The sequence below is a fragment of the Clostridium chromiireducens genome (assembly GCF_003575225.1).
GTDB classification, from domain to species: domain Bacteria; phylum Bacillota; class Clostridia; order Clostridiales; family Clostridiaceae; genus Clostridium; species Clostridium chromiireducens.
In genome coordinates this window covers 150,756-166,068 of the sequence record NZ_QXDJ01000005.1, presented here as the reverse complement: position 1 = coordinate 166,068, position 15,313 = coordinate 150,756, and the positions used below count along the sequence as shown (strand labels likewise).

The 15,313-nt window shown below is 28.3% G+C and carries 9 protein-coding genes and 1 other annotated feature; of the genes, 5 read left to right on the top strand and 4 right to left on the bottom strand.

Going from position 1 to position 15,313, the window contains the following annotated elements:
- The first annotated feature begins 812 nt into the window (after positions 1–812).
- Positions 813–1,754, top strand: a complete 942-nt coding sequence (locus D2A34_RS19440) for a CAP domain-containing protein (protein WP_119367698.1) — start codon at positions 813–815, stop codon at positions 1,752–1,754.
- A 128-nt stretch (positions 1,755–1,882) separates the two neighbouring features.
- Here D2A34_RS19440 and D2A34_RS19435 read toward each other — a convergent pair whose 3' ends face one another.
- The gene (locus tag D2A34_RS19435; protein WP_119367697.1) at positions 1,883–2,851 is read right to left on the bottom strand and encodes a phosphotransferase family protein; all 969 of its coding nucleotides are present in this window, start codon (positions 2,849–2,851) and stop codon (positions 1,883–1,885) included.
- Between the two features lie 570 nt (positions 2,852–3,421).
- On the opposite strand from D2A34_RS19435, the gene D2A34_RS19430 reads away from it, so the two are divergent.
- From D2A34_RS19430 to D2A34_RS19415, 4 genes are all read left to right on the top strand, one after another.
- Positions 3,422–4,375 (top strand): substrate-binding domain-containing protein, encoded by a 954-nt coding sequence (locus tag D2A34_RS19430; RefSeq protein ID WP_243128377.1) that lies wholly within the window; start codon positions 3,422–3,424, stop codon positions 4,373–4,375.
- A 209-nt stretch (positions 4,376–4,584) separates the two neighbouring features.
- Entirely contained in the window at positions 4,585–5,052 is a 468-nt protein-coding gene (locus tag D2A34_RS19425; protein WP_119367695.1) for a MarR family winged helix-turn-helix transcriptional regulator, read from the top strand.
- 37 nt (positions 5,053–5,089) lie between these two features.
- Positions 5,090–7,084 (top strand): methyl-accepting chemotaxis protein, encoded by a 1,995-nt coding sequence (locus D2A34_RS19420; RefSeq protein ID WP_119367694.1) that lies wholly within the window; start codon positions 5,090–5,092, stop codon positions 7,082–7,084.
- Positions 7,085–7,123: 39 nt separating this feature from the next.
- The gene (locus D2A34_RS19415; protein ID WP_119367693.1) at positions 7,124–7,888 is read left to right on the top strand and encodes a DODA-type extradiol aromatic ring-opening family dioxygenase; all 765 of its coding nucleotides are present in this window, start codon (positions 7,124–7,126) and stop codon (positions 7,886–7,888) included.
- A 167-nt stretch (positions 7,889–8,055) separates the two neighbouring features.
- On the opposite strand, the gene aspS is transcribed toward D2A34_RS19415, so the two are convergent.
- The 3 genes from aspS to D2A34_RS19395 form a co-directional block, all read right to left on the bottom strand.
- Positions 8,056–9,345: an aspartate--tRNA(Asn) ligase gene (gene aspS / locus D2A34_RS19410; RefSeq protein WP_119367692.1), complete on the bottom strand. Its 1,290-nt coding sequence runs from the start codon at positions 9,343–9,345 to the stop codon at positions 8,056–8,058.
- 265 nt (positions 9,346–9,610) lie between these two features.
- Positions 9,611–9,835 (bottom strand) — a binding site (T-box leader).
- Positions 9,836–10,004: 169 nt separating this feature from the next.
- A complete protein-coding gene (locus tag D2A34_RS19400; protein ID WP_119367691.1) occupies positions 10,005–12,317 on the bottom strand; it encodes an SEL1-like repeat protein in 2,313 nt (770 codons plus the stop codon).
- Positions 12,318–12,356: 39 nt separating this feature from the next.
- Positions 12,357–14,912, bottom strand: a complete 2,556-nt coding sequence (locus D2A34_RS19395) for a UvrD-helicase domain-containing protein (RefSeq protein WP_119367690.1) — start codon at positions 14,910–14,912, stop codon at positions 12,357–12,359.
- Positions 14,913–15,313 lie beyond the last annotated feature (401 nt).

The window sequence follows — 15,313 nt, the reverse complement described above, 5'->3', positions numbered from 1 at the left end:
TTAAATATTTATTATTCTCGTATTTTATAACTTTCATATCACATCTCTCCTTTCAAGTGATTGCTTAATGTCTCTAAAAATGGGCAGAAAAATCCCGCAGATATCAACCTCAAAAACGGCTGCTATCTGCGGGATTTATATTAAAATTATTCAAATAGAATTTTATTTTCCTTTGAATTCATTTAAATTATCCTGAGTAGTCAGTGTATATTTATGAAAGGTTAATTATAGCTGCAAAAATGCATCACAAATAAAGGGTGTAGTTCCCCCTAAAATTGCATTTTGCCCATATTTAGTTTTAGTAAGCAATCACCTTTACACTTGCCTTCATAATACATTTCCCCTTTCATAAGATTATACTGCATTTTACAATAAATCCTTTTATAAAGTAATAATATCATTTTGGTAAATTATTGTCAATTTCCTTATTCTATTTATTATGCTTTTTATCACATCCATTCTTTTTCATGTTTTGGAAGTTTACATATTTATTGCAGTATATATCTATGTAGAATGATTGAAATAGAATAATTGAAGCTGATAATTTCTAAATATTATTGGGGCCTACCCTTTGCACCGCAAGGAGTTTAATAATATCATAGTGCATAAAGGACTATAAAGGAACATACTCAAGAGATTTTGCGCCCATTTCATTTAAAAGACTTAAATAAGAAAAACCTTTGTTGAATATTGTCGTTAAAATGTTAGTATAGACACATGACCTCACTTGAACGCGGCAAACATTAATAAATGTTTATTGCTTATATTTAATTCAAGTAGGCAAATAAAACATATAAGAAGGAGAAAAACTTATGATGAAAAATTCTTTAAGAAAAATGGTAACAGCAGTTATTGCAGCTACAACGATTGGTAGTTTCTCATCATTAGGAGTATCTGCAGCAACTCTTGATTCAAATGCAAACAATAAGTACAATACAGCTACACATAATCATTTAAATAAAGGCTGGGTTATGAATCATGGCAGATGGCATTACTTTGATAATGCAGGAAAAATGCAAACAGGTGTTATTAAAGTAAACAATAAAACTTATTGTTTAAATCAATTAGGAATGATGGAAACTGGGAAAGTTGTAGTAAATAACAAAGAATATACAACTAATTCAGATGGAGATATTACTGGAAACACAACTCCAGTTGTTGATAAGGTTTTTGATTCGAATAATAATGTAGTTAAAGATAATAATAAAACTTCAACAGTAAGTACTTCAACTAGTACTAATGGAACAAATGCAGACACAGGAAGCACAACTAACGTAGAAAGTAGCAAAAGCACTACTAATGCATCTACAAGTACAAGTTCAGTTGATATACAGGGGTTACCTAAGCTCCCAACAAATTATTCAATAAGTGTACAAGCTTCTGCTGAGCAAAAAATTCTTGAATTAATGAACGCGAAAAGAACAGAAGCTGGTCTTCAGCCTCTTACTATGGACAATACATTAGTACAAGTAGCAAGATATAAAAGTAACGATATGATACAAAATAACTTCTTTGACCACACAAATCCAGATGGAACTAAGTGGACAAACTGGTTGCAAACAATAGGCTATAAATATACTTCAACAGGCGAAAATATTGCATATAATACTAGTGATCCAGTTGAGTTATTTAATCAATGGTGGAATTCACCAGGCCATAGAGCTAATATGATGAATTCTTCATATAATAAAGTTGGTATAGGTGTAATCTTCGGAAACGGTAAATATATGGGATCACAAGAATTCTCTAATTAATAATTAATATCTTTAATAAATAGACTAGTTGCAAAATTATAGCTTTGTAACTAGTCTATTTACATATATTTCTAGTTAAGTATTTTTATTTATAAATAGATAACTTTGCCCATCTAAACTCTCTTCATTTAGTCAAGTTCATGTAAAGCAAAATTAATTATAACCGATGCTAAATATTTTCTTTCCCAGTGCTGTGGATCAGAAAGTGCAAGTCTTGTGGTTCCCTCTGTAAACATAATAAGCCCAAGTAGAAGACGTGAAAGGGCTAACCTTGCTCTTGCGTGAGGAGTAAATTCGATTTTTTCTTCTGCTTGAGAATTATATCCATCTATTAACCCTTTATTATCTTTAAGGTAACCAAGATAATCGATTGCAAAAAAGTCAGCATAGTAATCCCCAAAGAAAGATCTTTCCGTATCAATAAGACCAGCAAAATTCAAATCTTCGTCAATAAATACATTATTGTCGAATAGGTCATAATGGATAAGTCTTGGTACCTTTACTTCCTCAAGGGCCCCCTCCCATTTTCTTATAAAACGAAGTATTTCAGAAAGTTCTGGTAGTATATTTCCTTGCTTATCTGCATCTTCTATAAGGGTAAATATCATATCATAATAAGCATCTTTCCAAGTATCATGCAAACGTACCTGGGTATACCCAAATTTCTCATTTTTGATGTTATGTATTTGCGCAAGTGCTTGACCAAACTGGTATTGCCAGTTATACATCTGCTCTTCAGTCAAAGCTACATCACATAGTAATTTTCCTTGAAGCTCAGTCATGATAAACCAGTGATTGCCGATTATTTCATGACCGCTATGTATTATTTGAGGTATTTTTATATTAGAATACTTTCTAATCTGTTCATATGCCCAAAGTTCAACATTCATGATTCCTTTCTCATGTGTAAGTGTTATTGTTCCTTCGCTTGGTCCAATTTTTAGTATATATTTGCCAGCTTTAGTATAAATCATGTATGCAACATTAAATTCTCCACCTGTTAACTCCTGAATTTTAATCAAGTCCTTAATACCAGCTACTTCAATCATTTGTAGTAATTTTTCTTCACTTATCTTTGCTTTCGTCCTAGAATGCATGTTGAAAATCCCCCTTATAGTTCCAAATACTATATACACTATTAATATTTCCCAATTTATCTTAATATGTTATATTAATGTTTATCCCTTCTATTATATCTTTAATTTATTTATAATTTCTATATGTTTTCCAATAAATTATATTAATCTAATTTAAATAATCAAATCTATTAAAATCACATTTAATTATTAATATGATTAAATTAAAAGTAATATTTTTAAGATTTAATTAATTACGCAATCATCTTTTATTACTATCTATATAAGCTTTTATCACCTTTATATAATGATATATGTACATATTTATATGTGATTCATTTCTCAAGTATAAACCTAATATAAAAGTACATACTAAAATTAATGGAGACATATGGTGGTGATTTCTTTGATAGAGATGAATTCACCAATATATGAGAGCATAATATAATATTTTTATTCTAATAAAAAACTAAACTTTATTTAGGAGTAGAAAATGAAATCCATAAAAAAATTTCCTCATTTATTACTTTTTTAATACTATTATCTACAATGCTACTACAAAGTTATAATAAAAATTTAAGTAGCCCAGTATTGAAAAATAGTAATCAGCCAGTTAAAATCAGTGTGTTAATAGGAAATTACAACATCTCTATAACTTCTTTGGTAAAAGATAGTCTAGAAAAAATTGAACAAGAAAATCCTGGCACTGTGAATTATACTTTTTATAATGGAAAAGGAGATCAAAATATACAAAATATGCAGCTTAACTCAATACTTGCTGAAAAAAATATAGATCTTATAGTATTGGATATGGTTGATTCCAAATATACAAAGTATGCCGTTGAAAAGATTAAACAAAGCAATATTCCGGCAATGTTTTGGGGTAATGTTGACATACCTGCTACTATGTCTTATGGTAAGGCTTGCTCTATTAGGCCAGACCCTGCTGAAGGAGGTATTTTACAAGGAAGTATTGTTGTTGATGAATGGAAGAATGATAAAGATAAAATAGATAAAAACAATGATAACATAATACAATATATTATGTTAGAAGGAACTCCAACTAATATATATGCACTTGAGAGAACAAAATACTCTTTATTGGAGATACAAAGTAATAACATTAAAACTGAAGAACTTGCAACAAAAATTTGTAATTGGAGCGAAGAGGAAGCAAAAAATACAATTAGCAGTTTACTTTTAAACTATGGAAATAAAATTGAACTTATTATTGCTAATGATGATGTCATGGCTATTGGAGCTATTAGCGCTTTACAAAAATATGGTTTCAATCTTCAAAATAATATACAAAATGTTAAAGTTATCGGCTTTGATGGAATAGAAAAAGCTCGAGAACTAATAAAAAATGGAGTTATGACTGGAACTGTTGTGGAAGATCCATATTTTATTGCTAAAACATTATACACAGTTGGATTGAATTTATTAAATAATAAAAATCTTATTGATGGCACAACGGCGTCTATAGATATCACCGGTAAAATAGTAACCATACCTTACCAAGGCGTTCTTGTTAATTATAAATAATAAAAAATGATTAAAGCTGAGATTTTCTTATTGTAAGATAATCTCAGCTTTATATTGTAAAATATTTAAGCTTTTATTTTGTCAGAACTTACTATCCCTTCAGTCTCTTTTGCAACAATGAAATTACAATTAGTAAAAATAGTTGTCATTTGATAAGTATTTTGTTATAATTATTTTTAGATAATAATAATTACTATAGGAGATTTTATATGAATAAAAAAGATAATCGAGATTTAATTTTAAATATGGTTAATTTTTATAGTTTATTTAATGTTGAATTTATAGACCTTATTCCCGACCTAACTAATATAGAAATCACCCCTCTTTTTTCAAAGATATTAAATTTTATTCATTTTGAAGGTACTACTACAGTATCAAGAATAAGCAAAAAATTAAATATATCTGTACCCAATACAAGCAGAAGTATTAATACTTTATATAATCTTGGTTATTTAATAAAAAACAAAGATGAAAAAGACAAAAGAATTGTTTATATTTCACTATCAAATAAGTCATTAAATATTATTTTATCTGTCGCTTCAGCTGAAGAAGAAGCTTTTTTAGAAAGATTTAATGTTCTTTCAAATGAAGAAGTATCCGAGTTATCTCAATCGCTATTAAAAGCTCAGAACTTGATTATAAAAATGAGGGATTTAAATGAATATAAGACACAATAAAAAAAAAGTTAATAACGGTTAAGGAGCTGACTTAATAATGTTAATAAAAACTATAAAATCAAAATTAATTGTTCTGATAGGTATATTACTCTTAGTAGTAAGTACTGGATTTGGAATTATTTCTTATATTAATGCATCTGATGCTTTAATATCAAATATTACAAAGACCTTACCTGAAATAGCTATTCAAGCTTCAAATACAGTTCAAGCTAATTTAGATAATCAATTAAATTCAATGGAAGCGACTGCTAATGTTGTTTCAGTAACAAATAATGATCCTGATAAATTAATGACTATTTTAAAGGCTGAAGTAAAAAGAAATGGTAGTATAAAGATGGGATATGCTGATGTCAATGGAAATATTACATATACCACTGGGCAACAAGATAATATAAAGAACACTACTTATTTTAAAAAATCCATATCTGGCGAAAATTTTATTAATGATCCTGAAGTTAATGCTGACAAAACTGCAATGACAATGGAATATTCAGTACCAATAAAAAATAATGGCTCAATTATAGGTGTATTAGTATCCGTTAGAAATGGAATGGAACTTAGTGATATTATTAAGAAGATTTCTTTTGGTAAAACTGGAAGTGCCTATATGATTAACAGTCAAAGTAATAGTATTGCTTATAAAGATCCAAGTATGCCATTAAATCAATATAATTCTATCAATGAAGCCGAAAAAGATCCTAGTCTAAAAGGTATCGCTGATATGCAAAAAAAGATGATAGCTGGTGAAACTGGACTAAGTTTATATACTTTTGGTGGAAAAGAATCTTATGGAGGATTTGCTCCAATTGAAAAAGAAACATGGTCTGTAGTTGTTATTTTAGAGAAATCTGAACTTTTATCAGAACTGGATTCTCTAAAGTTCTCAATAGCACTTACCTCTATATTATTTATGATTATTGGAATTCTAGTAATTTATATTATTTCCCATAAACTATCTACAAGAATCCGATATGCTTCAAACTCTTTAAATATATTGGCTACCGGAAATTTTACTAATAGGATAAATGAAAAATATTTACACTTCAAAGATGAGATTGGCGATATGGCTAACTCTATGAATACAATGCAAAGCTCAATTGGATCGATGATTAAAATATCTAAGGATAGTTCTTTAATAATAGATGAAAACTCAAGCAATTTATCAACTATATCTCAAAACATGGTTTTATCTTCTAATAATATAGCAAATTCAATGCAGGAAGTAACAATTGGAATTAACTCTCAAGCTAACAATCTATTACAAATCACAACAATCTTAAACAACTTCAGTAGTAAACTTGAGGATATAGTAATGAACATCAAGGATATAGATAAGAATACAATAGCAATGAACGAACTTGCAAATAATAGCAGTTCAAGCATGAAATTATTAATGAATGCAGTAAGCAGCATAAGCTTATCCTTCAAAACTTTATCTAATAAAATTACTACTTTTAGAAGTAATGTAAAAGAAGTAAATAACATAGTAGAAATGATTAATTCAATAGCGGATCAAACTAATTTATTAGCATTAAATGCATCTATTGAAGCAGCAAATGCTGGTGAAGCTGGTAAGGGTTTTATAGTGGTAGCTAATGAAGTAAAAGCTTTAGCTGAGCAAACAAAAGCTTCATCCAAAAATATTAGTAAATTAATATCTGATATATCTAGTGATACCAATGTAATAACAGAAGATACAATTAATATGAACACAAATCTTAGTAATCAGATTAACGTTATAAATGAAACTATAAACTCATTTGAAAATATAGTTGATGTTATTAAAACTGTGATTCCAAAAGTACAAGCTGTAAATGTTGCAGCTATAGAAATAGATAATGAAAAAGAAGATATTTTAAATAAAATAGAAAGTACATCAGCTATAGCTCAGGAAATATCTGCTTCATCAGAAGAAATATCCGCTTCTGCTGATGAAATGTACAATCTATCTAATGAAGTAGCAACAACTGCAACAACTTTAAATAATATGACAAAAAATTTAATCAATGAACAAAATAAATTTATAGTTTAGACAAAGAATAAAGAAAAAATTTTGAGGAGGTATTTATATATGATTAAACCTTTATTTTTAGCTCATGGTTCACCTATGATGGCAATTGAGCACAGCGTATATACTAAATTTTTAAACAGCCTTGGAAACTCTATTAAACCAAAAGCTATAGTTGTGTTCACAGCTCATTGGACAACTGAAACACTTACTATTTCTGCTTCTGATTCTATATATGATACTATGTATGATTTTTATGGATTTCCAGAAGAACTTTATAAAATTAAATATCCTGCAAAAGGTTTTAGTGCTATTGCAGCAAAACTTCAAAATAAATTAATTAATTCAGGTATTGATGTAAAGACTGATTTAACAAGAGGCTTAGATCACGGTGCTTGGACTCTTCTGCAACATCTTTATCCAAAAGCTGATATACCTGTTGTTCAAGTTTCTATAAATTATACTCTGCCTATTGAGCAGCAAATTAAAATAGGTGATGCTATTAAAGAACTTGCTAATGAAGATATTTTAGTTCTTGGTAGTGGAAATACAGTTCATAATCTAAGATTAGTTGATTTTGATAGCAAGACTATTGATTCTTGGGCCAAAGAGTTTGATGATTGGTTGATTGACAAAATAGAAAACAAAGATATAGATGCCCTTAATAACTATAGAAAAGATGCGCCTCATGCAAATTTAGCAGTTCCAACTGCTGACCATTTTGTCCCTCTATTTATAGCTTTAGGCAGCAGCTTGGAATTAACCCCTAGAGTTATATATAGAAGCTATCAATTAGGAAACTTGAGTTATCTTTGCTTTGAATTTTAAAAATAACCTTGAGAATAAAACCTTTTAGGATTTATCTCAAGGTTATTTTCATATGCTTACATACCACGCTTGTTATTGCAATTTATACAGATGTTGATAATACTTAAGCACATATTTATCAAAGTAGAGATAGCTCTGTTGTTTCAGTTGCTATAGATAATTATTCACTATGGCACTAGTCTTGTTCTATCCCGTGGGATAAGTGTCGTTTTTCTGACATTATCTATATCAAGTAATAATGCCGTTATCCTTTCAAGTCCTATTGCCAATCCTCCATGAGGGGGCATTCCATATTTAAAATTATCAATATAACTTTCATAATTTGACGGATTTAAGCCTTTGTACTTTATATTTTCTCTCAATGCATTATATTGATGAATCCTTTGGCCTCCTGTAGTTATTTCAACTCCTCTAAATAGCAAGTCAAAACTGTGAGTTTCATTTTCTCCACAAGGCATTGTATACATTGGTCTCTTTTTTCTTGGATAATGGGTTAAAAATATAAAATCACTACCAAAGGCTTCTTTTGCATATTTGCATATTAATTTTTCGCCTTCTGGGTCCATGTCCCCATCTAAGTCTGTTTTATTATATTTAGTTTTCAAAATCTCTATGGCCTCACTGAACTTTATTCTAGGAATACTATCTTCTAAAGCTGGAATTTTCACATCGAGTAACTTAAGGTATTTATCCCCTTCAGAGCTTACCTTATTTAAAATAAATTTTAATAATTCTTCTTCTAAACTCATTATATCCTTCTCATCTTCAATAAATCCCATTTCTAAGTCCATACTAACATATTCATTTAAATGCCTCGTAGTATTATGCTCTTCTGCCCTATATACATGACCAATTTCAAAAACCCTTTCAAAACCAGCACCTACCATCATCTGTTTATAAAATTGAGGACTTTGTGCTAAATATGCCTGTTTCTCAAAATACTGAACCTTAAATACTTCGGTTCCTCCTTCTGCACCTCCTTCAACGAGCTTTGGAGTTGATATTTCTGTAAAGCCTTCCTGAACTAAAAACTTCCTAAAACCCTCTACTATAATATTTTGTATTTTAAATATAGAATTAACTTTTTCATGTCTTAAACTAAGCATTCTATTATTTAGCATAATATCTAAATTAACATCTAGATTTTCCTTATTAATTTCTATAGGAAGTTGTTCATCGCAGCTTGAAATCACATTTATATCTTCAATGTTCAATTCAAAGGAATTTAACTTATTATTATTTTCACCAACTCTTCCATTTATACTCACTACAGATTCTAGCTTAATATCAATATCTTTTATTTTTGAGTTTTCTACGACGCACTGTACAAGACCAGTTCTATCCCTTAATATTATAAAAGTTATAGCTTTTAATTTCCTAATCTTATGAACCCATCCTTTAATTTCTACATTTTTATTTATCTTTTTATATAATTCATTTATCATTGTTCTTTGCATTTTTTTCACTCCTTAAAATATTCATATACGATAATAAAGACAAATTTTTATTTCAATCCTTTAGATAAAAATCAACCTAAGCTGTATTTATTATAATAATTGTATATAAAAAATCCCCTCCAGCTAAAACTTAACTGAAGGGGCGAAAAATCCGCGGTACCACCCTAATTAACATAAATAGTATACATAGTTAAATTTAAACGATACATAAAATGAACAGGCCTTAATTCATTTTAAATTGAAATATAAAAAGCCTCCACTTCATTATAGAAGTGAAAGCTATACTTCACGGTACCATTCTACTTTGACTAAGTACATAACTTAAGTCGTCTCAAATCCTTTTAACGGGGGAATCCGTCTTATCTTACTGATATTTTCAGATAAGCTTCTCCGAGATGTCTTCAATAAAACTTTTCTCATAGAGCTTCCACCGTCCTCTACTCGCTTAAGATACTAAGATAATATCTACTATTCTCTTCATAGAATTTGTATATTTATTGTATAATATCAATAAAATTCAAATTTGTCAACTAAAACATTATCCTTTTCTGGCAACACAAGATCTACATCTTTCTTTAATCTTGTACTTATTTTATCCTCTAAATCTACTAATTCTATATAGCTTAACTCATCGCTAAAAACGGCAAGATCAAAACTTTTTATTTAAAGAATTTTGAGAGTGGCTTTACTATCTTTACTTGAGTGAGAGCTAATAAGTGTCCTTGGTCCGCAGCCATCTGATAATATATAACTGCTTTTTCTTCATCCTTAATAACAAATTTTCCCTTATGGTACAGATCACCTAACTTATATTGAGCCTCAGCATTTCCTTTCTCTGCAGCAATCTTATACCACTGTATAGCTTTATTTATATCCGAATAAAAATTTTCTTCTCCAACATCATAGGCTACTTGTCCAGCTTTAATTTTAGCATCACTATAACCTTGTTCTTCTGCAGACAAATACCATTTAAAAGCTTTAATGCTATCTTTATTTCCCCATTGGTTTCCAGAATATATTTCACCTAATCTTAATTTAGCATTGGAATCATTATTATTCGCTAAAGATTCATACAATGTCATAAGTATATTTATAGTTTCTTTGCTCCCTCTTTCCACTGCTGCTTCATACCATTTAATTGCTTTCATAATATCTCTCTTTACTATCTTGCCTTGCATATATGCATCTCCTAAAAGATGACTATACGCTCTATCCCCATTGTTTGCTTTATTCTCATATATTTCAATCACCTTATCAGCTGATTTATTATGTCCATTATTGGCAGCTTTTAAATAGTACTGCAATGCTAATTTATAATCTTTTTCTACACCTCTGCCGTAATAATATATTTCTGCAAGATTAAAACTTGATTCATCATTCCCCTGTTCTGACGAGCTTTCAAATAATTTTATGGCTTTTTTCAAATCTTCATTATCATTATATCTTTTTAGATACTGAAGTCCTAGCTCATACTTATCTTTTGTGTTTTCTTCATCATGATTTGAAAGATCTCCCCCATTAGATAGCAATTTTATATTTTCTTTTATAACAGATAAAATTTTATTTTGAAACTCATTATCTATGTTATTTTTTTGGGAATACTGCTTCTTTAGATCTTGATTCTCATCAATTAAGTAAACAATCTTATTTTCTAATGCAGCGATTCTTTCTTCCATTGATTTAATGGATTCCCTACTTAGTTTTACTTCCTCTGTGATATTATTTTTATAAACATCTATATTAACCATTTTCTCCAAATTATTTGAGATATTAGAACACTTATTATCTAAAGCTTCCATCTGCTCGCTAACTTCTTTTTCTATGTTTAAAAATTTCTCAGAAGACATAATGTTATAAAGATCCGATGTATCTACTTGAAATTTAGCTGCTTGCTTTTCAACTTGTGCGATTGCATTTTGAATTTCTTTTATATTCTTAATACTTTGCTCATATACTGATTTACTTAACTCAAAATACTCAGTGCTTTTTTCTTGAGTTTCCATATTAAAATTATCAAGAATCTTTAATACCTTCTCCATATTTTCTTGTAATTCATCTTTACTCAAATTATTTTGAAGTTCAACTAAAGTTTCTTCAAATTGTTTAATGCTTATAGGTATCTTTTGAAAATTTTCATACTCATCATGTATTCTTGTATAATCTAACTGTATCTCTTCATAAATCTTATCAATTAGCGTACTTGAAGATTTGCACTTATTTTGCAATTCTTCAGTCTCCAAACTACTATCTAAAGCCAAAAGCTTATTATGAAACTCATCTGCATTATCATTAAGTTTATCTATTGATTCTATTAAGCCTTCTATATTTTTGTTTCCACGGTTATATATTTCTTCATTTAACTTTCCGTATTTTTCATTCAATTTATAATAATTTAATTCAAATTCCTCTATAATATCCTGAGCATTAGATACCTTTACTGCTATATCTTCACTTTTTACTTTTTCATTTACTTCTTCAACTGTTTTCTTTAAATCATCTATACTATCTCCTAAATCAGTTATCCTGTTAAATTCTGTACCAATCTCAGTATATTGATTTTTAATACTTTCTAAAAGTGTATTAGCCTGTTTAGAACTCTCCTCAATTTTATCTATATTTATGCTTTGAGAGATATTTTTAATTTTATCACTCAAATTTTCCGCGTCTATTAAAAAACTCTCCATGCCTTGAGTAAGCTTGTCTAAGTCATTTCCTTGAGACTTTTTTAGCTTATTCATTGACTCTCTATATTGCTTTGAAATGTTTTTCTGCTCTAAAATAATATTATCTATAATGTTTTTTACTTCATCTAATTTAATTGCATCAATATCTAAATTAAAAATTTCATTAAATTCTAATAACTCTTTAATAACATCACTTAATTTTACTAAAGATGCTTTAAGGCTTTTTACTTCATCGATTCCATTTTCAAATGTTTTAACTGTAGTTTCTAGCAAAATATTGTTATCCATATACTATCTATCCTTCGTGTAAAATTTAATCCTAATTAATTACCTAGCACTTATACCTTCAATAATTTTATTAATATCAGCTACATCTTTTATCATGATACCTAATTCATTATCCATATGTTCTTTATATGTGATGTTAAATTTACCAATCCAATTATCATTTTTATTTTTCATAACCACATCCATTGGTTCTATATTAACTGTAGAAAGTAATTTCACCATATCTTTATAACTATTTTTATTTAAAGTCATAGCTTGAATAACATTTAAATAATCTTCTGCCTCCATATAACAATCTGAGGCATATTTATACTCTCCAATTTTCATAAGTTCAGCACCTGCATCACTATGTAAACCTTGGAGATTTTTATGTAGTGCCAAGCACCTTTTAATCTCCCTATCTGATTCAAACGAGTTTAGTTCTGCATTTTTATACGCTTCAATAGCTTCAAGATACTGCCTATTCTTCTCAAGTCTTAGAGCCTTCTTGTAATGCTCGTCAGCATTAGAAATCATAACTAAGTCTAACTTTGATAAATCAAACTGATCTAATACTTCTATTTCATCTTTGAAATATTCTAATAACTCCTCACAAATGTCTTCTTCAATAATACAGATATTATTTCTTGCTCTAGTTATAAATACATAAAACAAATTAAAATAATACCTTAACTCCACCTCTTTACTTTGAAAATCCCCTGAAAATATCTCATTCCATTTATCTTTAAACTTAGAAAGAATGTTGTACCCAATTATATATTCATTTTCTAATCCTTTATAATTACTCACAGAGAATACAAGCTTATTAGTATTATTATTTTCTAAAATCTTTTCTTTTTCTTCTTCGTCAGCAACTAAAACATCTACATATGCCCTTTTTTTTGAAATAGATAATAGCATATCTTTACTTATATTATTTGAATATATTAATTTTATCTTATTGCTATAATCTCTTACACATTCTTCTTTATAATCATGTTTTTTATGCCCACCGATTTTATTTATTTTTAAATCAGTCAGTTTATTAGAAAACTCTACTATATTCTTCGATGATCTATAGTTAGTTGTTATGATTTCATTATTAAAGTTAAATCTTCCGTTACAAATTTTAAAAATTGCTTCTATCCTTCCTGTATCAAAAAAGGTAGGATTTATGGTTTGATTATAATCGCCGCAAAACAATATATTATCCTTATTTCTTACTATTTTAAAAAGGAAATATATTTGCATTTCTGTTAAATCCTGAATTTCATCACATACTACATAATCAAATTTCAAAATATCTTCTTTATATAGATTATTTATTGCAAATCGTACAACATCATTTTCATCAATCTTATTATTAGACTCTAGCCATTGTTGATATTTTACAGCTATATCATATATGAATTCTCTTTCTTCACCACCAAATATGGAGTACTTTTCTGAAAGATTTAAATATATTTCTAAACTAATTAACTTATTATTGCAAATAATTTTATCAATTACTTCATAAATGATATTAAGGTTATTTATAAAGTCTTCCTTATTACTATTGCAGTATATATTTGTGTTCAAGTCCGCCAATTTACTGTTTAAAATATGTATTTTTGTCTTTTCTAAGTAGCCGAAATTATTTTCTAGCAAATATTCTATAAATTCTGTAGTTAATTCCTCACAAAAAACTTCTATTTCTATCCAATCTATAGGAACTAATCCTTTAATAATTCCTCTTATTTCTCTCCATATATCTATTGCTTGAAGATTAATATTCCTTTTTCCCAATGTTTTATTCAAATGATTATTAATCCATATTTTAAATTCCTCAAAAGATATCATTGTTATCTTTTTGGCTTGTTTTAATAAATATTTATTCACTGAATAAAAACCTATCTTTGAATTATAATCATCAATATTCTTTTTCTCTTCCTTAACTATTTTCATAAAGACATTAGCAGCTTCATCTACTAAAAAATCAGAATAAGTAAAATACCCCACTTTCATATTACTTTCACATAGATTGTGGGCTTTATTTATTGAAATAGTAGTTTTACCACTACCAGCACTTCCAAAAAGAAAGAGAGGTTTAATATCCCTGCTAATTAGTTGAAATTGTTGCTCATTTAAATAATATGTAGCCCTATCATCATTTCCTTCTATCATGTCTTTGATCTCATCCATAGACATGATTCTACTGATTGATTTGCTACAATCATAGGTATAATCACTATAAGTTTCATCAAGATAACTTTCAAAAGCTGCTTCATAATCCGCTACGTTACTAGCACCAGCATTAATATTCCTTCCCCTAGTTATTTGACTATCATGATTACAAAACTCTAAAAATACTATAGAATCAATAAAATCTTCTCTTAATCCTAAGTACTTTCCAAAAGTAAATATTACTCTATCCTTAATATTAACTCTTAATTTATAAACTTTTTCAATATTTGTGGTTCCTTTTATCTCTCTTATTGACCACCCATTTTTCATATTTCTTATATTAAAATTACTTGAAACATATTCACAGTAAAAATCATCTATTTCTGATAACACTCTCTTATAACACTCATTTGGAATACTTTTTATTAATTTATCTGAAAATATAATTTTCATTATTTCTCCATTCTCTCTTAGTTTAACCTATTCTTCCAGATTATTTTCTCAATTATGATTATAACACATTTGTTTATCTGTTTGATATTAGGAGTTAGCATAAAAGAAAAAGTCTTAAAGTAGTTGGTTTTTTACTTTAAGTCTTTGATAAATTGTTTTATAATACACTTCATTAATCGTTTAAGATGTAAACTTCTCTATAAGGAAAACTTAATATATCTGTATTGGCTTGACCAATCAAGTGCTACTAAAATCAAATTAAATATTAAAACATACGTCTAGTCTGCTTTGGGTTCAGCATTCCCCTCTATAATTAGCAACAAAGACTTTTCTAGCTTTGTAAGTCATCGAATAAGTATGGTCGTACATAGCAAAGATCAGGATATTCTTTTAAACTTATA

Coding starts and splice junctions, on each gene's coding strand:
- D2A34_RS19440 (WP_119367698.1), top strand. CDS start 813: ATGATGAAAAATTCTTTAAGAAAAATGGTAACAGCAGTTATTGCAGCT.
- D2A34_RS19435 (WP_119367697.1), bottom strand. CDS start 2,851: ATGCATTCTAGGACGAAAGCAAAGATAAGTGAAGAAAAATTACTACAA.
- D2A34_RS19425 (WP_119367695.1), top strand. CDS start 4,585: ATGAATAAAAAAGATAATCGAGATTTAATTTTAAATATGGTTAATTTT.
- D2A34_RS19420 (WP_119367694.1), top strand. CDS start 5,090: ATGTTAATAAAAACTATAAAATCAAAATTAATTGTTCTGATAGGTATA.
- D2A34_RS19415 (WP_119367693.1), top strand. CDS start 7,124: ATGATTAAACCTTTATTTTTAGCTCATGGTTCACCTATGATGGCAATT.
- aspS (WP_119367692.1), bottom strand. CDS start 9,345: ATGCAAAGAACAATGATAAATGAATTATATAAAAAGATAAATAAAAAT.
- D2A34_RS19400 (WP_119367691.1), bottom strand. CDS start 12,317: ATGGATAACAATATTTTGCTAGAAACTACAGTTAAAACATTTGAAAAT.
- D2A34_RS19395 (WP_119367690.1), bottom strand. CDS start 14,912: ATGAAAATTATATTTTCAGATAAATTAATAAAAAGTATTCCAAATGAG.